General features: G+C 58.4%; 20 protein-coding genes. 12 read left to right on the top strand and 8 right to left on the bottom strand.

Annotated elements, in window-relative coordinates; genetic code table 11:
- Window positions 1–18: 18 nt before the first annotated feature.
- The gene (locus GE543_RS02305; protein WP_046235263.1) at window positions 19–648 is read right to left on the bottom strand and encodes an NADPH-dependent F420 reductase; all 630 of its coding nucleotides are present in this window, start codon (window positions 646–648) and stop codon (window positions 19–21) included.
- A gap of 110 nt (window positions 649–758) precedes the next feature.
- On the opposite strand from GE543_RS02305, the gene GE543_RS02300 reads away from it, so the two are divergent.
- On the top strand, window positions 759–1,658 hold the full coding sequence (locus tag GE543_RS02300; protein ID WP_003400765.1) for a LysR family transcriptional regulator: 900 nt from the start codon (window positions 759–761) through the stop codon (window positions 1,656–1,658).
- A gap of 125 nt (window positions 1,659–1,783) precedes the next feature.
- On the opposite strand, the gene GE543_RS02295 is transcribed toward GE543_RS02300, so the two are convergent.
- The 5 genes from GE543_RS02295 to GE543_RS02275 all read right to left on the bottom strand — a co-directional run bounded on the left by GE543_RS02295 (window position 1,784) and on the right by GE543_RS02275 (window position 4,928).
- Complete coding sequence (locus GE543_RS02295) at window positions 1,784–2,731, bottom strand: alpha/beta fold hydrolase (protein ID WP_046235262.1); 948 nt, start codon at window positions 2,729–2,731, stop codon at window positions 1,784–1,786.
- A gap of 198 nt (window positions 2,732–2,929) precedes the next feature.
- Window positions 2,930–3,514, bottom strand: a complete 585-nt coding sequence (locus GE543_RS02290; RefSeq protein ID WP_153220492.1) for a carboxymuconolactone decarboxylase family protein — start codon at window positions 3,512–3,514, stop codon at window positions 2,930–2,932.
- Between the two features lie 85 nt (window positions 3,515–3,599).
- On the bottom strand, window positions 3,600–4,214 hold the full coding sequence (locus GE543_RS02285) for a nitroreductase family protein (protein WP_024639536.1): 615 nt from the start codon (window positions 4,212–4,214) through the stop codon (window positions 3,600–3,602).
- Window positions 4,215–4,290: 76 nt separating this feature from the next.
- A complete protein-coding gene (locus GE543_RS02280; RefSeq protein WP_003400769.1) occupies window positions 4,291–4,644 on the bottom strand; it encodes a putative quinol monooxygenase in 354 nt (117 codons plus the stop codon).
- 86 nt (window positions 4,645–4,730) lie between these two features.
- Window positions 4,731–4,928: a 4-oxalocrotonate tautomerase family protein gene (locus GE543_RS02275; RefSeq protein ID WP_003400770.1), complete on the bottom strand. Its 198-nt coding sequence runs from the start codon at window positions 4,926–4,928 to the stop codon at window positions 4,731–4,733.
- A 142-nt stretch (window positions 4,929–5,070) separates the two neighbouring features.
- Here GE543_RS02275 and GE543_RS02270 point away from each other — a divergent pair, with 142 nt between their 5' ends.
- The 7 genes from GE543_RS02270 (at window position 5,071) to GE543_RS02240 (ending at window position 14,746) form a co-directional block, all read left to right on the top strand.
- On the top strand, window positions 5,071–5,973 hold the full coding sequence (locus GE543_RS02270) for a LysR family transcriptional regulator (protein ID WP_046235260.1): 903 nt from the start codon (window positions 5,071–5,073) through the stop codon (window positions 5,971–5,973).
- 307 nt (window positions 5,974–6,280) lie between these two features.
- A complete protein-coding gene (locus tag GE543_RS02265) occupies window positions 6,281–6,946 on the top strand; it encodes an amino acid ABC transporter permease (protein ID WP_046235259.1) in 666 nt (221 codons plus the stop codon).
- Window positions 6,927–7,586 carry an amino acid ABC transporter permease gene (locus tag GE543_RS02260; protein ID WP_011268106.1) on the top strand — a complete coding sequence of 220 codons (660 nt, stop codon included), beginning with the start codon at window positions 6,927–6,929 and terminating at the stop codon, window positions 7,584–7,586. The genes GE543_RS02265 and GE543_RS02260 overlap by 20 nt, the downstream gene beginning before the upstream one ends.
- Entirely contained in the window at window positions 7,583–8,344 is a 762-nt protein-coding gene (locus GE543_RS02255; protein WP_046235258.1) for an amino acid ABC transporter ATP-binding protein, read from the top strand. The genes GE543_RS02260 and GE543_RS02255 overlap by 4 nt, the downstream gene beginning before the upstream one ends.
- Window positions 8,341–9,213 carry a transporter substrate-binding domain-containing protein gene (locus tag GE543_RS02250; RefSeq protein WP_046269682.1) on the top strand — a complete coding sequence of 291 codons (873 nt, stop codon included), beginning with the start codon at window positions 8,341–8,343 and terminating at the stop codon, window positions 9,211–9,213. Before GE543_RS02255 ends, GE543_RS02250 begins: the two co-directional genes overlap by 4 nt.
- A gap of 496 nt (window positions 9,214–9,709) precedes the next feature.
- Window positions 9,710–13,771: a CHASE domain-containing protein gene (locus GE543_RS02245; RefSeq protein ID WP_153220490.1), complete on the top strand. Its 4,062-nt coding sequence runs from the start codon at window positions 9,710–9,712 to the stop codon at window positions 13,769–13,771.
- A gap of 18 nt (window positions 13,772–13,789) precedes the next feature.
- Entirely contained in the window at window positions 13,790–14,746 is a 957-nt protein-coding gene (locus GE543_RS02240; protein WP_153220489.1) for a diguanylate cyclase, read from the top strand.
- A gap of 26 nt (window positions 14,747–14,772) precedes the next feature.
- Here the strand turns inward: GE543_RS02240 and GE543_RS02235 are convergent, their stop codons facing one another.
- Complete coding sequence (locus GE543_RS02235; RefSeq protein ID WP_249721698.1) at window positions 14,773–15,657, bottom strand: LysR family transcriptional regulator; 885 nt, start codon at window positions 15,655–15,657, stop codon at window positions 14,773–14,775.
- Between the two features lie 139 nt (window positions 15,658–15,796).
- On the opposite strand from GE543_RS02235, the gene GE543_RS02230 reads away from it, so the two are divergent.
- The 4 genes from GE543_RS02230 to GE543_RS02215 all read left to right on the top strand — a co-directional run bounded on the left by GE543_RS02230 (window position 15,797) and on the right by GE543_RS02215 (window position 18,797).
- A complete protein-coding gene (locus GE543_RS02230; RefSeq protein ID WP_153220486.1) occupies window positions 15,797–16,909 on the top strand; it encodes an NADH:flavin oxidoreductase in 1,113 nt (370 codons plus the stop codon).
- A 113-nt stretch (window positions 16,910–17,022) separates the two neighbouring features.
- Entirely contained in the window at window positions 17,023–17,316 is a 294-nt protein-coding gene (locus GE543_RS02225; protein WP_003318923.1) for a metal-sensing transcriptional repressor, read from the top strand.
- A 7-nt stretch (window positions 17,317–17,323) separates the two neighbouring features.
- Window positions 17,324–18,193: a nickel/cobalt efflux protein RcnA gene (locus GE543_RS02220; RefSeq protein WP_153220484.1), complete on the top strand. Its 870-nt coding sequence runs from the start codon at window positions 17,324–17,326 to the stop codon at window positions 18,191–18,193.
- A 178-nt stretch (window positions 18,194–18,371) separates the two neighbouring features.
- Entirely contained in the window at window positions 18,372–18,797 is a 426-nt protein-coding gene (locus GE543_RS02215) for a VOC family protein (protein ID WP_153220483.1), read from the top strand.
- Window positions 18,798–18,851: 54 nt separating this feature from the next.
- On the opposite strand, the gene GE543_RS02210 is transcribed toward GE543_RS02215, so the two are convergent.
- Window positions 18,852–19,724: a LysR family transcriptional regulator gene (locus tag GE543_RS02210; RefSeq protein ID WP_153220481.1), complete on the bottom strand. Its 873-nt coding sequence runs from the start codon at window positions 19,722–19,724 to the stop codon at window positions 18,852–18,854.
- Window positions 19,725–19,740 lie beyond the last annotated feature (16 nt).

Here is a 19,740-nt window from a genome sequence, read left to right as displayed (position 1 = left end):
TGATTGATGATGTATTGCTTACTTGCTCAGCCAGACCGGAGCGACCGAAGTGCCCAGACCCGCGCCGTAACCGAGGTAGATGTTGAAACCCGCCAGTGGCTCCAGATAGCGAGCGTTAACCAGGCCGCCAGCGTCCACGGTGTTCCAGCCCAGGCTGCGAGCCAGCGCGATAGCGGTTTGCTTGGCGCGCTCACTGTCGCTGGCGACAAATACGCTGCCGGTCTGGTCGTTGGCGAACTTCGGACCATCGGCGAGCACTTGAGCGAACAGGGTGTTGAACGCTTTCACAACGTTGGCTTGCGGCACAGCCCTGGCGATTTCTTCCGAGGCGCTGGTGACGTGGCCGACGGTCAATGACATGTAGTCGGCGCTCAGCGGGTTGGTGATATCGATCACCACTTTACCGGTCAGGTCACCCAGGCTTTGCAGTGCAGCGGTCGCATCGGCATAGGCGGTGGCCACCACGATCACTTCGCTGTCACCCAACGCGTCGGACGCTACATAAGCGCTGACATTCGCGTGCTGGTCGGCCAGGGCCTGCGCATTGCTGATGTCACGGCCAGTGATGCGGACGCTGTGCCCTGCGGCAGAAAGCTGTTTCGCAAAGGCTGAGCCCATGTTGCCGGTACCGATTACTGTGATTTTCATGACTGCCTCTCTCTGAGTTGAGTTGCGTTTCGATGGGCCCAGTTTATAGATTGCCAGGCAGGGATAAATCGGGCTGAATGTGATGAATAGTTCCACTAAGTGAGCCAATCATGGATCGTGCACTGGAAATGCAGGTCTTCTGCACCGTTGTTGATAAGGGCAGTTTTGTCGGGGCAGCCGAGCCACTCGGCATGTCCAAGGCAGCCATCTCGCGTTACGTGAGCACGCTGGAGGAGCGTCTCGGCGCGCGGTTGTTGCACCGCACGACTCGGCGGCTTTCCTTGACGGATGAGGGGCGTCAGTTCTATCACCAGGCCCGTGAGGTGCTGGCCATGATGGATGAGGCAGAGAAGGCTGTATCGTCTGCTTCGCCGGAGGCCAGCGGAGTGCTTCGAGTCAACGCCCCGGTCAGTTTTGGCGTGCTGCACCTGGCTCCGATCTGGGCCGATTTCATGAGCGCCTACCCCAAGGTCGAGCTGGAAATCAGCTTGAGCGATCGTCTGGTGGATCTGGTTGACGAAGGTATTGATGCAGCGGTGCGTATCGCACGCATGGATAATTCGTCGTTGGTGGGCAGACGCCTGGCCAGTACCCGGATGTGCCTGTGTGCGTCGCCTGCGTATCTGGCCAGCCACGCACCCATTGAAAAACTATCGGATGTGGCAGAGCACGGGGTAGTGGCCTACAGCAACTTTGCCAGCGGTACTGAATGGCAATTCGAGGGGCCCGAAGGCAGTGAAAGCGTGCACACGCGCTCGGTGGTTCGATGTAATAACGGGGATACCTGCCGCGCCATCACATTGGCCGGTGGTGGCATTTCGTTGCAGCCGAGTTTTATGGTGGCGCAGGATCTACGCCGAGGCGATCTGGTCGAAATACTTCCCGAGTATCAATCGGTCGAGTTGGGGATCTACGTGGTGTATCCAACCCGTAAACATTTACCCGCGAAGGTAAGATCGCTGATCAACTTTCTGGTTGAGCGATTCGCCCATCCAGTATGGGAGCGGTGACAGACCTTTGGAAAAACCGGCTGATATAAGGGGCAGTGAAGGTATCAGCCGGATAAAAGGAGCGCTGTATCAGGAGCGTCCGTATACGCAGAAACCCGGAAGTACGGCCAACCATCGAATCGCCGTTACTGCAAAAAGCTGCGCAGGTCTGCCGCAAATTTCACTGGATTCTTGAACGCCAGGAAGTGATCGCCTTGCTCGGCTTTGGTGTACACATGAAGCACCGAGTCCCGGATAACCGAGCTCATCCAGTGCTGACTCTCCAGCCAGTCGCTGTACTCACCGGTGAAGATTGCGGTCGGCACATTGATCTTTGACCGAATGACGTCTCGCCAGTCGTTGGTTGTGTGATCGAAAAGCACCTGCCTGGTAAATGCCATGTCATCTTTAATCACCTCTTGCACGAGGCTGATGACGTTATGGAAGTAGGGCGAGTCCATCGCCATCGCTCGCTCGACAACCCGGCTTGCGGAAACCAGCCTGTTGGTGGCGATGCCTTGCGCATAGGATGCAATCATTCGCTCGGGCGACGTGGTGAACGCCCCGGCCTCGAGCCGTTCTTGCTCCGTCCAGTCGGCGTGGCAATAAATCGAGGGTGCCTGGTCAATGATGCTCAGGGTGCGAATGCCTTGCGTGCCAAACAGATCGATGTAGGCCCACATCACCGATGCGCCCATGGACCAGCCGCAGTAGTCGGCCTGCGAAACGCCCAAATGGCCGGCGAACTCCTTCACGTCCATAGCGTACCGTGAAATGCGATTACCGAAGTCGACGCGCTCGGAAAGGCCCTGATTTCTCACGTCCAGCACATACACATGGTAGTGCTCGCTCAGGATGTGCATCAGGTGAAAGTACATTGCGCCGTTGGCCGACCAGCCGGGGATGAAGATCAACGGTTGCCCGGCGCCGGCTTCCCAATAGCCGAGATTAACGCCGTCGCTGGTGGTGAAGCTGCTTATCTTCAGATCAGTAAAGTCTGAGGTACGAAAGGGCTGACCAATGATCTCATGGGGAAAGTAGAAATCTTCATCAAGCAATGCGTTGAGCGCTATGGCTTTTAATGGGTATTTCAAGAAGGAACACCTGCAATTAAAAAGGGTGATGGACAGGTCCTGGCATCGCCCCAGGCCTTTGGCAGGCCGTACGGGTTGATCGTTGCCCACGCAGACCAGGCTCGATCATTCAGCGTGCCGCGACCGTTGAAAGGAGGAGGTGAGTCGATGGCGGTACAGCCATCGATCCATGCTTCAGGAAGCAGGCATGCGTCGGTATCAGCCTTTGATCCAGTTGCCATTCGACTGGGCATCAACGGCGATATCGAAGGTCTGAATGTAGCCTGACAACATCCGATAAAAACCAATGACGAGAATGGCATCGCTCAGCTCCTGGAGCGAGAAGTGCTGCAAGGTATGCTTGAACAGCACACCCGGGGCCTTGCCTTTGTCGATAATGGCCTGGCCAAACCGAAGCAGGACGCGCTCGTCCTCTTTGAACGCTGTGGCATCCTCCAGGCAGCCTTCTGCGATGGCGACGAACTGATCAGGACGAACCCCCGCAACTTGAGCGATGGAAACATGCTGCTCCCACTCATAGGCGACGTTCTCATGCGCAGCCAGCAGCAATACCATCATCTCCTTATGATAGTCGGAGAGGGTGAGGTCCCTGAATATTGCGTTGGTCAGGTCGATGACAGGAATAAATGCTCCGGGGCTGTAACCCAGCATTCGAAAGAAGTTGACCTTCGTTGGAAGCTTCTCGAATTTTTCCCGTACCTGATCAGGCAGTTTTGTAAAATCGGGATACTCGATTTCAACTTTGGAACTGATGTTGTCATGCGGGCCGGTCGGGTTGGCCATGGGACGCTCCTTCAGAGTGATCTGGTCGTCGTGATGTCGGGTTTGACAGGGTTGCTTAAGCGATGCGTCGTCCGCACTTTGTGTGCTAAATAAACTCAAGCACTTCGCGAACGGCTTTACGCGGCTTTTGCGGCCAGTTGCTCTCGCCTGGATAACCGACGGTCACCAGCATCACGGGGATTTCAGTAGCTGAAAGATTGAATGCTTCTGCAACCGCCGCTGGGTCGAAGCCGATCATGGGGGTTGAATCAAGGCCTTGGCCTTTAGCTGCAAGCATCAGCGTCATGGCGGCCAGCGAGCCTGAACGGATGGCTTCATCGCGCTGCAGTTGTGGATTTTCAGCGTACATACCCTGAACGGCGCCCACCCACATGTCATAAATGGCCTTGTCGATGACCCCGGCATCCATCGAAGGCTTCAGCGATGCTGCAATCGTTTGATGCGGATTCAGGGTGCCACACACAATAAATGTCACGGCTGAATCCACCACCTTCTTTTGTCCATAGGCCAACGGCAGCAAACGTGCTTTTGCTTCTTCACTGCGTATGGCTACGAAACGCCAGTTTTGAAGGTTGAAGGCGGACGGCGCATGGGTGGCCAGATCAATCAGATCAGTGATCGCTTGATCTGAGAGTTTGCGCTCAGTGTCGTAGTTGTTGGCGGAAATTCGGGACTTGATGAGGTCAGCGATAATAGACATGGTGCTCTCTATGCCGTAAGGGGGAAACAAGTGCAGCCCCGGTTTTTTGCAGTCGAGTCTGCGCAGATCAAATCGGTTAGCGGCTGAAGCCGTCGAACGGCGTCATGTACACAGCACCGAACGGATCCAAGCGTTTACGGATCTCGGCATCTGGTGTGCCGTACACAACCAGACTGGTGATGGTGCACAGTTCGAGGAAGCGCTTGCCGAATGGGGCGAAGGTGATGTCTACGTGGCTGACAACGGATTCGACGTTATAGCGCTCAAGGATATGCGCAACGCTTTGATCTTCATTCACGCTGTACTCGTAAACCAGGGTGCCGGGCTCTTTCCGGGTGGCGGCAACGACCTGGGCGATCAGCGCTTTGAACTCGGCAAAGTCGCCGGGTTTGATTGCAAGCGAGAATAAGCAGGAAATATGTGGATGCATGGTGATCTCTTCCACGGTCGGCCCCCAAGGGGGGCAGGTGAGGATGCAACGCTGATCCAGTCGTTGCATCTATGCAGTGTGCAGGTTCAGGGCGTGGCGGGAGTTTCACCGAACAATTTGCCCGCACCTGCCCAATCCGACGGTGCTACGTCTTCGAAAATGACGTAGATGTATTCGGCGGGAGTCCCCGTGTTTTTGACGATGCTTTCGGTGATTTCAGCAGCTACGGCGGCTTTCTGAGCATGCTCTTTACCTTCGAACCAGCTGACGCGTACGACGGGCATGATGTATTCCTGTTTGGGATTGAAAACTCGGTCTGATGTGATCAGCCAGAGACATACCGCCATGCTAGGGTAGAAGTGTCTGGCGATAAACTGCCTGAAACTCTAAAGTGGGTAGAGTTATTGTCTACTTTTCAGGGCGGTTATGATTCCCATAGACTCGTTCCAAGGCGTCATCACCTTTGTGGTGGCAGCGCGTTCGAATAGCTTTACCGAGGCAGCCGGGCGACTGGGTATTTCGAAATCGGCCGTCGGCAAATCCATAGCCCGCCTGGAAGGGCGACTGGGCGTCCAGCTGTTTCATCGCTCTACCCGTCGAATATCTCTGACTGCTGATGGCGATGCCTATTTCATCGCCTGCTCGAACGCGCTCGAAGAAATCGGTGCGGCTGAAAGCGGATTGGCTCCGGGAACCCGCGAACCGTCCGGACGATTGCGCATCGATATACCCGTGGCATTCGGGCGCCGGGTTGTCGCCCCGTTGTTATTTGAGATCGCTAACAAGTATCCCGCGCTGCAGTTGAATATGACTTTTTCTGACCACTTGGTCGATCCGATTGAAGAGGGGATCGACCTGCTGGTTCGTTTTGGAAAACTCAAGGATACCAGCGGCCTTGTTGCTCGCCGGCTTGCGCGACAACGCTGGGCTATTTGCGCCGCGCCGAGTTATCTGGCCCGTTTTGGCGTACCTGACACCCTGGAAGATATGAATCGTCACCATTGCATCGTCGGCCATCGACGGGGCCAACCACTCTCCTGGCGAGTCAATGAAGGTCAGGAAACCGTTCGCTACGCGCCACCTTCCGCACATCAGATCGGCGATGGCGAGGCCATGATCCTGGCAGCCGTCGCCGGCGCCGGCCTGTGCCAGATGCCGCGCTGCCTGTTCAAGGACGACATTGACGCGGGCCGACTGGTTGAGGTGCTTGCAGGCTATGAACCAGAGCCCGTTGAAGTACATGCCGTATGGCCCAGGGTTTCTCACTTGCGGCCCAAGGTGAGGTATGTGGTTGATGAGCTGGTGCGGTTGTGTGAGCACTGGCAGTAGCGTCATCGCGAAGACATTCCAGCCAGGCAGACGCCCTGCATCACCTCAGACCAATCCGGTTTTGCAGAACCCGCTACCGCCAATTCATGGAGCCCCACACATACTGATTGGGCAAGTGTTCATTCCACTTGATACTGGCACGTGACGCGTATGGGGCGCCCAGGCAGGCACCTTTTTCGCGCTATGCTTATGCTAAAAAGGTATTAATTTTATGTAAAACAGAAGGTTAAGCTATATATCAATACGTAAGTTCAAGGCCCCGCCTGATGTGTTTTCTGTCCGTTTATCCCGATGTGGAAGGCCAGCAATGACCTTCGATTACGCATTTGCCATTTCCACGCTGCCTGCTTTCCTCAAAGCCATTGGTGTCACCCTCCAGGTGGGGCTGATTGCAATTCTGACCTCACTGATGGTGGCGGTTGTCAACGCGGCGATTGCTACATTCAAGGTGCCGGTCCTGCACCGTCTGGTGCCGGTTTATGTTGAGTTGGCACGCAACACGCCGTTGCTTATTCAACTGTTCTTCATCTATTTCGCCTTGCCGACGCTGGGGATTCGCGTGTCGGGTTTCGCGTCGGCAGTGATTGCCATGACCTTTCTCGGCGGTGCTTACCTGACCGAGATTCTGCGCGCCGGCATAGAGGCCGTGCCCAAGACACAGATCGAGTCGGGGTTGTCCATCGGCCTGTCCCGCTGGCAGTTACTGCGCCACGTGATTCTGCCGCAGGCGGGCATCCTCAGCCTGCCGGCACTGTTCGCCAATTTCGTCTTTCTGCTCAAGGAAACCACCGTGGTCTCGGCTGTCGCGGTGCCGGAAATTCTCTACACCACCAAGAGCTACATTGCCCTGTATTACAAAACCTACGAGATGCTCGCGGTGATGACCGGTCTGTGTGTGTTGCTGTTCCTGCCGTTGTCTTTGTTGCTCGGTCTTCTGGAAAGGAGGCTCCAGCATGGCCAGTTCGGGTCTTGAGTTGTTGTGGGTGTCTGCGCCGCAGTTGATCACGGGGGCAGGGCGCACATTAGGGATTTCACTGTTGGCAATTGTCTTCAGCAGTATTGGCGGCGTGGGTTACGGCGTGCTGCGCAGCCTTGGCAAACGCTGGCTGGAGGTGCCGTTGCGGATCTATCTGGAGCTGTTCCGGGCGATTCCGGTACTGGTCTGGCTGTACTTGTTCTTCTTCGGGTTGCCGATTTTCCTTGGCGTGAGTATTCCAGCGTTCTGGTGCGCAGTGCTGGTGCTTTCTTTGTGGGGGGCCAGCGAGGTCGGTGAGGTGGTGCGCGGCGGGTTGCGTTCGATTCCTCGCGGGCAACGCGAAGCAGGCCTGGCAATCGGCCTTGGTCTCGGCCAGTTGTATGGTCGCGTGCTGCTGCCACAGGCACTCAAGCGACTGACGCCGCCGGTGATCAATGTCTATACGCGGCTGATCAAGACCAGCTCGCTCGCCGTCCTGATCGGAGTCGTGGACGTGACCAAGGTCGGCCAGCAGATCATCGAGCGCACGTACGAGTCGGTGCTGATCTACGGCTTTCTGTTTCTATTCTTTTTTATCGTCTGTTATCCGCTGTCGGCCGCCTCGCGTGTGCTTGAACGGCGCTGGAATCACGCATGAGCACATTGATCGAACTGTCCGGCTTCAGCAAAAACTTTGGTGACACCGCGGTGCTCCGAGACATCGACCTGAGCGTGAAAGAGGGCGAAGTCGTGGTGATTCTCGGCCCCAGCGGGTGTGGCAAGAGCACCTTGCTGCGCTGCCTCAACGGCCTCGAGCTCGGTCATGCCGGCAGCCTGCACTTTGCCGGCAAGGCGCTGCCCGCCAACGCCGACTGGCGGCTGGTCAGGCAACAAATCGGCATGGTTTTTCAGAGCTATCACCTGTTTCCGCACATGACCGTACTCGACAACATTCTGCTCGGCCCGTTGCGCGTGCAAAAACGAAGTGCAGCCGGGGCTCGTCAGCAGGCCGAGGCGTTACTGCAGCGGGTGGGCCTGACGGACAAGCGTGACGCCTATCCGCGCGAGCTGTCCGGTGGCCAGCAGCAGCGTATCGCTATCGTGCGCGCGCTGTGCATGAACCCAAAAGTCATGCTGTTCGATGAAGTGACCGCAGCCCTCGATCCGGAGATGGTCAAGGAAGTGCTGGAAGTGATCCTCGACCTCGCCCAAGGCGGCATGACCATGCTCATCGTCACTCATGAAATGGCCTTCGCCCGAGCGGTGGCCGACCGAATCCTGTTCATGGACCGCGGCCGGATCGCGGAACAGAACGACCCCGAAACTTTCTTCAGCGCCCCGCAGACCGCACGCGCGCAGCAGTTCCTGGAGAGGTTCTCCTACGTGGAAAACATGCCAAAAAGGAAAGCATCGTGAGCTTCAAGACTGCCCTCGTATTACCGTTGATTGCCTTCACCCTGCTGGCCGGTTGCGACAAGCCTGCCGAACAGAAGCCCGTGGCCAAGGCTGCCCCTTCACCGTCCAGCAGCTACCTGGAAACCATCAAGGCCCGTGACAAGCTGATTGTCGGCGTGTTCAGCGATAAACCGCCTTTTGGCTTCGTCAACGAGCAGGGCCAGTACGTCGGTTTCGACACTGACCTGGGCAAGCGTTTCGCCAAGGACCTGCTGGGCGACGAGAAGAAGGTCGAGTTCGTGGTGGTCGAACCCGCCAGCCGCATACCGTTTCTGCAGAGCGACAAGGTAGATTTGATTCTGGCCAACATGACCGTCACGCCGGAACGTCGGGAGGCGGTGGATTTCACCCATCCGAATCTGCGTGTTGCAGTCCAGGCGTTGGTGCCGCAAGCCAGCCCGGTCAAGACCCTGGACGATCTGGCGAGCAAGACCACCATCGTCACCACCGGCACCACCGCTGATATCTGGCTGACGAAAAATCACCCTGACTGGAAAGTGCTGAAGTTCGAGAAAAACTCCGAGTCGCTGCAGGCGCTGGCCAATGGTCGTGGCGATGCCTATGCGCAGGACAATCTGGTGCTGTTCAGCTGGGCGAAGAAAAACCCCGGCTACCGCGTGCTGGAGCAGAAACTCGGTGACGAAGCGCCAATCGCCCCTGCAGTCAAAAAAGGCAATATCGAGCTGCGCGACTGGGTCAATACCGAACTGGCCAGACTGGGCGAAGAGAAATACCTGCTCAAGCTCTACGACCAGTATGTACGCCCGGAACTGGCCGAGGGCACAGACCCCAACGCGGTCATCGTCGAAGGCGGAAGCTGGAAGCCTTGATGGCAGAGGCCTGACGGTATTGACCGAATGGCGAACCGGCTCAATGCCGGTTCGTTTTACTGCATGAGCGGCAATCGCACTGGCTACGCTGAACAAGCTTACGATTCAAGCTGAAACCGCAGGGCTGGCCAGCATGACCGGGCCCGATCAACTTCCTTCCTTCGTCGTACACCGCAACCTGTCGAACACACCCGCATAAATAAGGCACTGATGGCTTGTCAAGTCGTGCCTGTGCTCAGTCGATAAAGGCGCTAAGGTTTCCTTAAGAAAAGGATAACTATCATTTAGCCATCTGCTGGGTCGATTCCATGAGTTGCAGGTGGCTGCTGACAGATGCCGTGCGGCCGCGCGCGCGATAAACCGGCAGCCATGGCGACGTCACTGGCGCTTGGTCGAAGACAATCTACGCTTGAGGTCGCAGAGACGCGCCAGGGCAGGCGGATGGTGTCCTCTGGTCACCTCACAGTATTCAGGATTGAAAACGAGTGTCTGATCGATGAAGAAAAGCTCTCTCACGTGGCTCGTTGGTTGGATGGCTGTGGTGCTGTTGGCCGGGCTTAGCGTCAGCTTTATCGCCAGCCATGAACAGCGCAGGTCGATTGATGCACGCATAGGCCAGGCTCTCAAAGAGGCCGGTGAGGGGATCGGCGATAACTTGCAGGCACGGCTCAGGGTCTATGAGTACCGCCTTCGAGGTCTGCGCGGTGCGGTTCACATGCTGGACCTCGAGCATGTCAATAGCAGCCAGATGAGTCGTTACAGCAAAGGGCGCGATATCGAGAAGGAGTACCCGGGCGCGCGCGGATTCGGTTTTATCCGCCGCGTTGCGGCCAGCGATGAGGCCGAGTTCGTAAGGCGTGTCAGGGCGGATGGCAGGCCGGACTTCAGTCTCAGTCGATTGAGTGGGCCGGGCACCCGGCAGGGAGACCGTTTCATCATTCAATTCATCGACCCGCTGGACCGCAATGTCCAGGCACTGGGGCTGGACATCGCCTCTGAGGAGCATCGTCGTGATGCAGCCCTTCAGGCCATGCGCAGCGGCGCTGCAACCTTGTCGGCGCCTATTACCCTGCTGCAGGACAACGATGATCACATGCGCGCGTTTCTGTTCCTGTTACCGGTTTACAGCACCCCTGAAACCCCCAACGATATCGCCCAGCGAGAAACATCCCTGGTCGGCTGGACCTATGCGCCGTTGGCCATGCGTGAGGTGATGAGCAATCTGGACCCTCTGAACCACAGGCTGCACTTGAAGCTTTATGACGTCAGTGAAGGCAGGCAACTGATCTACCAGACTCCGGAAAACGATCATGAGCAGGAGGTCTTGCAGACTTACGCCTTCGAGCGAGAAATCTACGGGCGTGTATGGCGCATGGAGGTAGGTGCTCACCCGGCATTTATCGCGGCTCTCGATCCGGTTCCGGCGGGCAGGGTGTTCATCATCGGCACGCTGGTCAGCCTGATGTTGACGGTGCTGGTCGGCACGCTGCTACTGTCCCGTCAGCGCAAACAGCAGGTGGTTGCCGGTCAGGCCAGGCTGGCAACCATCGTCGAAAACTCCAGCGACGCGATCATCGGTGAAGCCCTGGACGGTCGAATCATCACCTGGAACCGGGCTGCCGAGCAGATGTTCGGCTATGACGAGCACGAAGTGCTGGGCTGCCCGTTGGCGCCACTGCTGGTTCCGCCAGAGCTGGTTCATGAAGACGAACAGCTGTTGGAAAGGGTGGCCCGCGGTGAGCGCGGCCCGACGCTGGAAACCCGGCGGCTGCACAAGAACGGCCAGTTGATCGATGTGACCATTACCTGCAGTTTCATCCGCGAGACTGACGGCACCATACTCGGCGCGGCGAAAATGATGCACGACATCACCGATCGCAAACGCGTCGAACGCTATCTCATGGAGTTCAACGCACAGCTTGAACAGCAGGTCAGCGAGCGCACTGCAGAGCTGTCCAGAGTGGCGGGTTTGCTGCAGGGGGTACTGGACGCCTCTTCGGAAGTTTCGATCATCGCTACCGATACGCAGGGGCAGATCTTTGTGTTCAATCGGGGCGCCGAATTGCTGCTGGGCTATAGCAATGCGGAAATGCTCAGTGGCAACGGTCCAGGCGTGTTTCATCTTCCTGAAGAAGTGGCCGCACGCTCCGCTGAGCTGAGTCGTGAATACGGCACCCTGATCGAAGGCATTGACGTCTTTTGCTACAAGGCGTCCCGCGAAGGTTCGGAAACCCGGCAATGGACCTACGTGCGCAAGGACGGCTCGACGGTGCCTGTGCTGATGATCATCACCCCGATCCGCACCGCCGATGGAGAACTCATCGGTCATCTGGGTATTGCTCAGGACATCACCGAACGGCTGCACCACAGCGCCGAGTTGCACGCGGCCAAGTCCAGCGCCGAGGCTGCCAATGCGGCCAAGAGTCTGTTTCTGGCCAACATGAGCCATGAAATCCGTACGCCCATGAATGCCGTGATCGGCATCTCCCATCTGCTGCACAACACCGCTTTGAACGACCAGCAGCGTCAGTTGCTGACCAAGCTGCAGATTGCGGGCCGGACCTTGTTGGGCATCATCAACGATATCCTCGACATCGCCAAGATCGAGGCGGGAGAGATGCGCCTGGAACATAACCCCTTCAGCCCGCGGCAACTGCTCGACGAACTGGGCGAGTTGTTCACGCCCCAGGCTCAGGAAAAAGGCCTGCGCTTTTCTATCAACGTTGTAACGCCGCTGTCTGGCCAGTTGATAGGTGACGCTTTGCGGGTCAACCAGATCCTCATGAATCTGGTCGGCAATGCGCTCAAGTTCACCACCGTGGGTGGTGTCGATGTGACGGTGAGTCGTAAAGACGATCACGCCGATACCTGCTGGTTGCGCTTCGCTGTGCAGGACACTGGCTGCGGCATACCGGGCGATGTGCTCGGCCAGTTGTTTTCGCCGTTCACGCAGGCGGATGCCTCTACCACGCGGCGGTTTGGCGGCACCGGACTGGGTTTGTCGGTCGTGCGCGGGCTGGCCGAGCAGATGGGCGGCCGGATAGGGGTGGAGAGCGAACTCGGCACAGGCAGCGAGTTCTGGGTGGAGTTGCCGTTTCAGATCAGCCATAGCGACCTTGAGCCGTCCGGCACTGGAAGCAGTCTGGAGGTCATGCTGCTCAGCGACGACGCACAATCGTCCATGGCCCTGCAGCGGCTGTGTCGCGGCCTGGGATGGCGAGTGGCAAGTCTGATCGGCGAACATACCCTGCACGCAGCCTTGCGCGAGCGCAATCACGTCAACGCGGCATTGCCGGACGTACTGTTGGTGGACTGGCAGCAGCCGCAGGTTGATGAGCTGCAGCAACTGATCGAGGCGACGCCGCTGCCGATCATTCTGGTGACACCGACCGAGGTCCAGGCAGAACTGTACCCTCTGGTCGACAAGGTATTGCTCAAGCCGCTGGATAGCTCGTCCTTGTTCAACGCGGTCAACGCTTGCATCGCCAGGTATCAGGGCAGTACCGAAAGGGTCATTCAGGCCACGCGGATGGATACCTCCATGACGCTCTGGCTGAGTGGATTGCACCTGCTGCTGGTGGACGACAGCGAGATCAACCTTGAGGTCGCCAGCCTGTTGTTGCAGCAACAGGGCGCAGTGGTCCAGACCTGCAGCAATGGTCTGCTGGCCCTTGAACGACTGCGTCAGACGCCGGATTTCTTCGACGCGGTGCTGATGGATGTGCAGATGCCGGAAATGGATGGCTATGAGGCCACGCGGCGCTTGCGCAACGAACTGGGCCTGACACGCCTCCCCGTGCTGGCGCTGACTGCAGGCGCTCTGGCAGAAGAGCGGCGGCAGGCCGAACTCGCGGGTATGGATGATTTCCTCACCAAGCCTCTGGACCCCGCGGCCCTGATCCGGGCGGTACGGCGTGCCGTCGAGCGTGTTCGAGGCGCTCCGCTGGCGGTCGGCACCTTGCTGCAGGAAGCATCGACAGGCTCTGCATGGCCGGTGATCGAAGGTATCGATACCCAGGAGGTCGCCGCTCGGCTAGGCAATGATGTGCCTTTGTTTCTCTCTTCGCTGCGGCGCTTCTTCAGTGAATTTGTCGCGTTTGGCGAGAGCGAAAACGTTCTGATGCGGGCGCGACAGAACCGCGATCAAACAATGGCTGACCTGCACAAGTTGCGCGGCTCTGCACTGCTGTTTGGCGCCACGCAAGTGGGCCTGCATGCCGGGCAGGCGGAAACCCTGCTGCGCGACGGTGCGGACCCGGAGCAGGCGTTACGAGCCCTGAGTGCCGCTTTCCGGGCATTGCAGGAGCGCACGCCGGTACTTGAGGAAAGGCCGCTGGCCCCGCGTATCGATGCGGACCTCGATGCGTCCCGGCAGGGGTTGTCGACCTTGCGTGAATTGCTTGAAAACCGTGATATCGCCGCGCTGGATCAGTTTCCGCTGGCTGCTGTGGCTCTTCAGGCGCTGGCCGGACAGGCACTGGTCGAACAGCTCTGGCAGACCATTGAAGGGCTCGAGTTCGAGCAGGCACTGCACCTGCTCGAACGTGCGGAATTATAAAAAGGAGCGTCACCCACCATGCAACCTGTACCTAGCCTGCTGATTGTCGATGATGATATTTCCGCCATTCGCGTGTTGAGCAAAATTCTGAACGGCCTGGGGCAGATTCGTTTCGCCACGGGTGGCGCCCAGGCTTTGAAGATGGTCCGGGAAATGCGTCCTGACCTTATCCTTCTCGACGCCGAGATGCCCGGAATGAGCGGGTTTGAAGTCTGCGAGACGCTAAAGGCCGATCAATTGCTGGAAGACGTCCCCGTCATCTTCATCACCAGCCATACCGAAACCCGTATCGAGGAAGCCGGACTGGCGCTGGGGGCCGTGGATTTCATCGGCAAGCCTATTCAGCCTTTGATCGTCACGGCGCGAGTAAAGACCCACCTGCGCCTGAAAATGGCGATGGACCAGCTCAACCTGCTGGCCCAGACCGATGGGCTGACGGGGCTGGCCAACCGGCGTTTTCTCGACGAGAGTATCGCGCGCGAATGGCTGCGCGTGCGGCGCAACCAAGGGGCGTTTTCGCTGCTGTTGCTCGATATCGATTTCTTCAAGCGTTACAACGATCACTATGGCCATTTGCAAGGCGATGAGTGCCTGATTGCCATTGCCCATGCCTTGAAAAAGTCCGTGCACAGGTCTACCGATCTGGTGGCCCGTTATGGTGGCGAAGAGTTTGCCGTGCTGTTGCCAGATACAGGGGCAGAGGGGGCCTGTCGGCTGGCGGACGAAATCGTGCAGCACATTCAAGGCCTCAACAAGCGCCATGAAACCAGTGACTTCGGCCTGGTGACCGTGTCAGTGGGGGTAGCAAGTCTGGAGGTTGGTGCGCTACCCATTCCGCGCTCGGACTTTGCGCCCGGCACTGCGCCGGACTCGATTGCAATAGCATTGCTGGCGGAAGCCGACCGGGCCTTGTACCGGGCCAAGCATGAAGGACGAAACTGCAGCCGGTTTGAGCCGATACAGATTGCTCCTTGAGTCTGCCATACCGATGGCATCTTGCTTCAAACCGCATTCTTCTTGAGCTCTGCCTCAAGACGGTCAACGAACAGGCGTACCCGGTGAGGGACGCGCTGGCGGGTCGGTAATACGGCCGTGACAGACAACTGCTCGGGGATGACGTCTTCGAACTGTATCTGTTGCAGGCTGCCTTCACGGATTTCCTGCTGAACGTCCCAATAGGTCAGCATGGCCAGCCCCAGGCCCTGTTTGCATGCCGTGCGCACCGCTTCGACGCTATTGGCCGAGAACGCCCCCTGCGCGCGAATGGCCACCGGTTCGCCCTCTCTGATGAATGGCCAGTAAGGCATCGCATGCAAGGTGATGCACGGGTGTTGACGGAGTTCGTCCAGTAACGATGGCTGGCCGCGCCGCGCCAGGTAGTCGGGGCTTGCACACACGACCCGGGGGTTGGGCGCCAGCGATCTGGCCACCAGCGCGGAGTCACGTATCGTGGCGATCCGAATGGCGACATCGATGCCCAGCCCGGCGATGTCCACGATGCTGTCCGACAGCGTCAGGTCGATACTCAGTGCCGGATTCTCCTGCATCAACGCAGGCAGCAGCGGCATGATGACGGTCTGACCAAACACGCTGGGCGCTGTGACCCGCAATACGCCACTGGCCGTGCCGGCATCGGCTTTCAGCGTTGCACGGGCGGTTTCGCTGGCGTGCAGCATGGTTTTGGCGTGCGGCAGAAACACTTCGCCCTCAGGCGTCAGTGATACCGAGCGGGTGGTGCGGTGCACCAGCCTGACGCCCAGGTCGTTTTCCAGCGCAGCCAGACGTCTGGAGATTGCCATTGGCGACAAGCCGAGTCGACGCGCCGCTTCCGACAGGCTCCTGCTGGAGGCAATGGCGGCGAACACCTCTATGTCAGATATTTGCACGGATTCTATCCATTTTCGTTAAAGCGCCTTATCTGCACGGCCGGGTTCCAATGGGCTGCGCCAGCCCTTACCGTTGCTGCAGGTTCTGTCAATGACTGCGGGCAATTCGCAGCCGGTCTGCACAGTGAGGATTTGCAGTATGAGCGAGACAAACAAACACGTTACAGCGCCGTTCGATAGAGGTCATCTGAAACTGAAGAACAGGTTTGCGGTAGCGCCCATGACACGCGTGAGCGCGGACGAGCAGGGCAGTGCAACGCAGACCATGGCGCGCTACTACGAGCGGTTCGCCAAGGGCGGTTTTGGCCTGATCATCACCGAGGGCAACTACACCGATCGCAGTTCTTCCCAAGGCTACCGCTTCCAGCCCGGGCTCACTGATGACGAGCAAGCTCAGGCCTGGCGTGCCACGACCGATGCTGTGCACCGGCATGGCAGTGTCATGATTGCGCAGCTCATGCACGCCGGTGCGCTCAGTCAGGCCAATCGCTTCGTCAGCGAGTCGGCGGGTCCTTCGGCCATTCGTCCCAAGGGCGAACAGATGGCGTTCTATTACGGCGCGGGCAGCTACCGGATTCCGCGGGCGATGAGTGACAAGGATATTGCCGAGGCCATTGACGGGTTCGCTCGCGCTGCGCAACTGGCTATCGGCACTGCAGGCTTTGACGGTGTCGAGATACATGGTGCGAACGGCTACCTGCTGGATCAGTTTCTGACCGACTACAGCAATCAGCGCACCGATCAATGGGGCGGTGAGGTCGGACAGCGCCTGCGACTGATGCTCGAGGTCATCGCCGCAGTGAAAAAAGTCGCCGGGCAGGCACCGGTGGGCGTGCGTCTCTCACAAGGCAAGGTCAACGACTTTCAGCACAAATGGGCAGGGGGCGAACGCGATGCCGAAGTCATTTTCGCTGCGCTGGCCGATGCCGGCGTCGATTACATCCATGTGACCGAACACGAAGCATGGCAGCCGGCATTTGCTCAGGGTGAAGCCAGCCTGGTCGAACTGGCCCGTCGTTGCGCGCCGGATGTTGCGCTGATCGCCAATGGCGGCCTGCATGATCCACAAAAAGCCGAACAGGTGCTTCGCGACGGTGCCGACATCATCGCGGTGGGCAAGGGCGCGCTGGCCAATCCGGACCTGCCAGAGTTGTTGCGTCAGGGCGCGCCACTCCGCGACTTCGATCCAGCCATTCTCGGGCCGATTGCCAACATCAAGGACAGCGAGCTGGCAGTCAACGGGATGAGTTGAACAGGTTTTCACCGGTGGGCTCGCTTCCGGTTCCAATCCTGCATTACCTTTGACTCTATCCCCCCTGGGGGGATAGAGTGCCGGTCTGAATCACCCAGACTGGAGCTCGATCCATGAGTGAACACGACCATCCCCACGGCCATACGCACCAGTCCCACGAAGCTGTCATCAAGCGCCTGAAACGGGCTGACGGTCATTTGCGCGGCATCATCACCATGATCGAAGAAGGGCGCGAGTGCGTGGACATCGCCCAGCAACTGCACGCGGTCGAGAAAGCGGTGTGCCAGGCCAAGCGCACGTTGATTCAGGATCATATCGATCACTGCCTCGAAGACACGCTCGGTTCACTCGCCAGGGGCGAGCGGGCACCGCTGGAAGCCTTCAAGCAAATCACCAAATACCTTTAGGTCTCGCATGCCCAACTTCGTTGAGTTGTTGCAGCAAGGTGGTTCGCATGCCTGGCTGTATTTCCCCAGTGCCATTTTGCTGGGCGCGTTGCACGGGCTGGAACCCGGGCATTCGAAAACCATGATGGCGGCGTTCATTGTGGCCATTCGTGGCTCTGTTAAAGAGGCCGTGATGCTCGGTGTCGCCGCCACCGTTTCGCACACCGCCGTTGTCTGGCTGGTGGCCATCGGCGGCATGTATCTGGGCCAGGGGCTGGATGCTGAAACCACGGAGCCTCACTTTCAGCTCGCGTCATCTGCCGTGATCATCGCCATTGCCTTGTGGATGCTATGGCGCACCTGGCGTGGCGAGCAGCTGTATCAGTTCGAAAGTGCCCGGCTGAGTCACGGGCATGCAGGCCATGGCCATGAGCACGACGTGGACTCCCATGAGCACGGTCACAGCCATAGCCATGACCACAGCGATCTGGACGGCTTGAACCTGAGCGCCGAAGGCTATCAGGACGCCCATGAAAAGGCCCATGTCGAGGACATCCGCAAGCGCTTCACCCATCGAGAGGTCAGCAATGGCCAGATCCTGATGTTCGGCTTGACCGGGGGCCTTATCCCTTGCCCGGCGGCCATCACCGTGCTGCTGCTGTGTCTGCAGGTGCAGCAGGTCACCCTGGGCGCGATGATGGTGATCTGTTTCAGCGTGGGGCTCGCCATTACGCTGGTCACTGTTGGCGCTGCCGCCGCCATCGGTGCGCGAAAAGCCTCGAATCGTTTCCCCTGGCTCAGTGCAGCCGCTCGACGCGCACCTTACCTGTCCAGCGTCCTGATTATCTGTGTCGGGATGTATGTAGGGATCAACGGCTGGATAAGCCTGCATTCGTGAGCTGGACTGGTGCTTGAGCGAAGCAGCTATCACAAAAATAATTTGTGCATCTTAAAAATATATATTGATTTTTATTGGTGTCGTCCGGCCTTAGCATGAGTGGAACTCGAAGAAGTCGCCGGACAGCGAGCGCGTCGTCCGACTTCACCCGCCACCAAGAGCTGCAATCGGAGTCCTGATGAGTCTTTCTCCTTTCCACCTTGCAATCCCGGTTTATGACCTGGCCGCGACACGTGCCTTCTACGGTGAAGTGTTCGATCTTTCCGAAGGGCGCTCCAGCGACCAGTGGGTCGACTTCGATTTCTACGGGCACCAGTTGGTGATTCATGAACACCCGAAAACCGCCTCTCAAGAGAGCGTGCACAGCAACCCGGTAGACGGCCACGACGTGCCGGTTCCGCATTTCGGCATCATTCTGGAATGGGCCCAGTGGGAAGCTCTGGCCGAGCGCTTGAAATCCTTCGGCACCGAGTTCGTCATCGAACCCTACATTCGCTTCAAAGGGCAGGTGGGTGAACAGGCCACCATGTTTCTTTTCGATCCCTGCGGTAATGCGCTTGAGTTCAAGGCGTTCAAGGACATGAGTCAGCTGTTCGCAAAATAGTAAAAAGCCTGGCGCACATCATGTTGCGCCAGGCCTGCTTGAGCGGGCGCAGCGCTAACGAGTCAGAGCGTGGTCGTTAATCAGTTGCACCAGCGCGCTCACCGGCTCGGTCAGGCTGCGGCGAGCGCGATGTACCAGCCCGATGTCGCGATGGAACGTATGCGCTTTCAAGTCGATAGAGCGCACGCCGGCGTGCCATGTCTGCAGGGTTGCCGTTTCCGGAACCAATGCGACGCCGACGCCATTGGCGACCAGTTTGATGATCGCATCCAGTTCATCGAGCTCGCAGACTTCGCGCAGCGAGACATGGGTCTGGCGCAGGAACCGGTCGACCTGTCGACCACCAAACGACGATCGATCGTAACGAATGAAGGGATGAGCCGAAACCAGCTCGGCCCAGTCATCCCCCGGTATGTCGGCAGGCACGATAAGGCGGTAGGGCTCACGGACCAGCGTCGTCCAGCGCAGGTCGCTTTGCAGTGAGAAGGGCGGGCGGATGATCGCTGCCATGTCGATCTCGCCAGCGTCCACCTGATTGACAAGATCCATGGACAGGCCGGGAATGACGCGCGTCCTGCACGCTGGGAATTGCTGATGAAACCGAGCGAGCGCTTCCGGCAGAAAGGAGCGTTGCACAGAGGCAATTGCGCCGATGGTCACCAGCACGCTGGCGGGCAATCCGACCGTAGTAGTGCCCAGGCTGCTGAACTGGCGCACCAGATCCTGACCTTGTAGCAACACTTGCTGCCCCATGCGGTTGAGCTGGGCTGAACGTCCTTTTCGGTCGAACAGCTCGACGCCCAGTTCAGCTTCAAGGCGCTGCATCTGCGCACTGACAGCGGCCTGGGTGAGCCCGATCTTGCTGCCCGCCGCAGCGAACGTGCCTTCTCTCGCCACGGCAATAAACGTTTTCAGTTCTTTGATCATGGGCAAAGAATAATTG

This window comes from Pseudomonas sp. SZ57 (assembly GCF_009495975.1).
GTDB lineage: Bacteria > Pseudomonadota > Gammaproteobacteria > Pseudomonadales > Pseudomonadaceae > Aquipseudomonas > Aquipseudomonas syringae.
This window is presented reverse-complemented; position numbering and strand designations above follow the sequence as displayed.

Excerpts from the sequence above, each read along its gene's own strand:
- GE543_RS02305 (WP_046235263.1), bottom strand. The coding sequence starts at position 648 with ATGAAAATCACAGTAATCGGTACCGGCAACATGGGCTCAGCCTTTGCG.
- GE543_RS02300 (WP_003400765.1), top strand. The coding sequence starts at position 759 with ATGGATCGTGCACTGGAAATGCAGGTCTTCTGCACCGTTGTTGATAAG.
- GE543_RS02290 (WP_153220492.1), bottom strand. The coding sequence starts at position 3,514 with ATGGCCAACCCGACCGGCCCGCATGACAACATCAGTTCCAAAGTTGAA.
- GE543_RS02285 (WP_024639536.1), bottom strand. The coding sequence starts at position 4,214 with ATGTCTATTATCGCTGACCTCATCAAGTCCCGAATTTCCGCCAACAAC.
- GE543_RS02280 (WP_003400769.1), bottom strand. The coding sequence starts at position 4,644 with ATGCATCCACATATTTCCTGCTTATTCTCGCTTGCAATCAAACCCGGC.
- GE543_RS02275 (WP_003400770.1), bottom strand. The coding sequence starts at position 4,928 with ATGCCCGTCGTACGCGTCAGCTGGTTCGAAGGTAAAGAGCATGCTCAG.
- GE543_RS02270 (WP_046235260.1), top strand. The coding sequence starts at position 5,071 with ATGATTCCCATAGACTCGTTCCAAGGCGTCATCACCTTTGTGGTGGCA.
- GE543_RS02265 (WP_046235259.1), top strand. The coding sequence starts at position 6,281 with ATGACCTTCGATTACGCATTTGCCATTTCCACGCTGCCTGCTTTCCTC.
- GE543_RS02260 (WP_011268106.1), top strand. The coding sequence starts at position 6,927 with ATGGCCAGTTCGGGTCTTGAGTTGTTGTGGGTGTCTGCGCCGCAGTTG.
- GE543_RS02255 (WP_046235258.1), top strand. The coding sequence starts at position 7,583 with ATGAGCACATTGATCGAACTGTCCGGCTTCAGCAAAAACTTTGGTGAC.
- GE543_RS02245 (WP_153220490.1), top strand. The coding sequence starts at position 9,710 with ATGAAGAAAAGCTCTCTCACGTGGCTCGTTGGTTGGATGGCTGTGGTG.
- GE543_RS02240 (WP_153220489.1), top strand. The coding sequence starts at position 13,790 with ATGCAACCTGTACCTAGCCTGCTGATTGTCGATGATGATATTTCCGCC.
- GE543_RS02230 (WP_153220486.1), top strand. The coding sequence starts at position 15,797 with ATGAGCGAGACAAACAAACACGTTACAGCGCCGTTCGATAGAGGTCAT.
- GE543_RS02225 (WP_003318923.1), top strand. The coding sequence starts at position 17,023 with ATGAGTGAACACGACCATCCCCACGGCCATACGCACCAGTCCCACGAA.
- GE543_RS02220 (WP_153220484.1), top strand. The coding sequence starts at position 17,324 with ATGCCCAACTTCGTTGAGTTGTTGCAGCAAGGTGGTTCGCATGCCTGG.
- GE543_RS02215 (WP_153220483.1), top strand. The coding sequence starts at position 18,372 with ATGAGTCTTTCTCCTTTCCACCTTGCAATCCCGGTTTATGACCTGGCC.
- GE543_RS02210 (WP_153220481.1), bottom strand. The coding sequence starts at position 19,724 with ATGATCAAAGAACTGAAAACGTTTATTGCCGTGGCGAGAGAAGGCACG.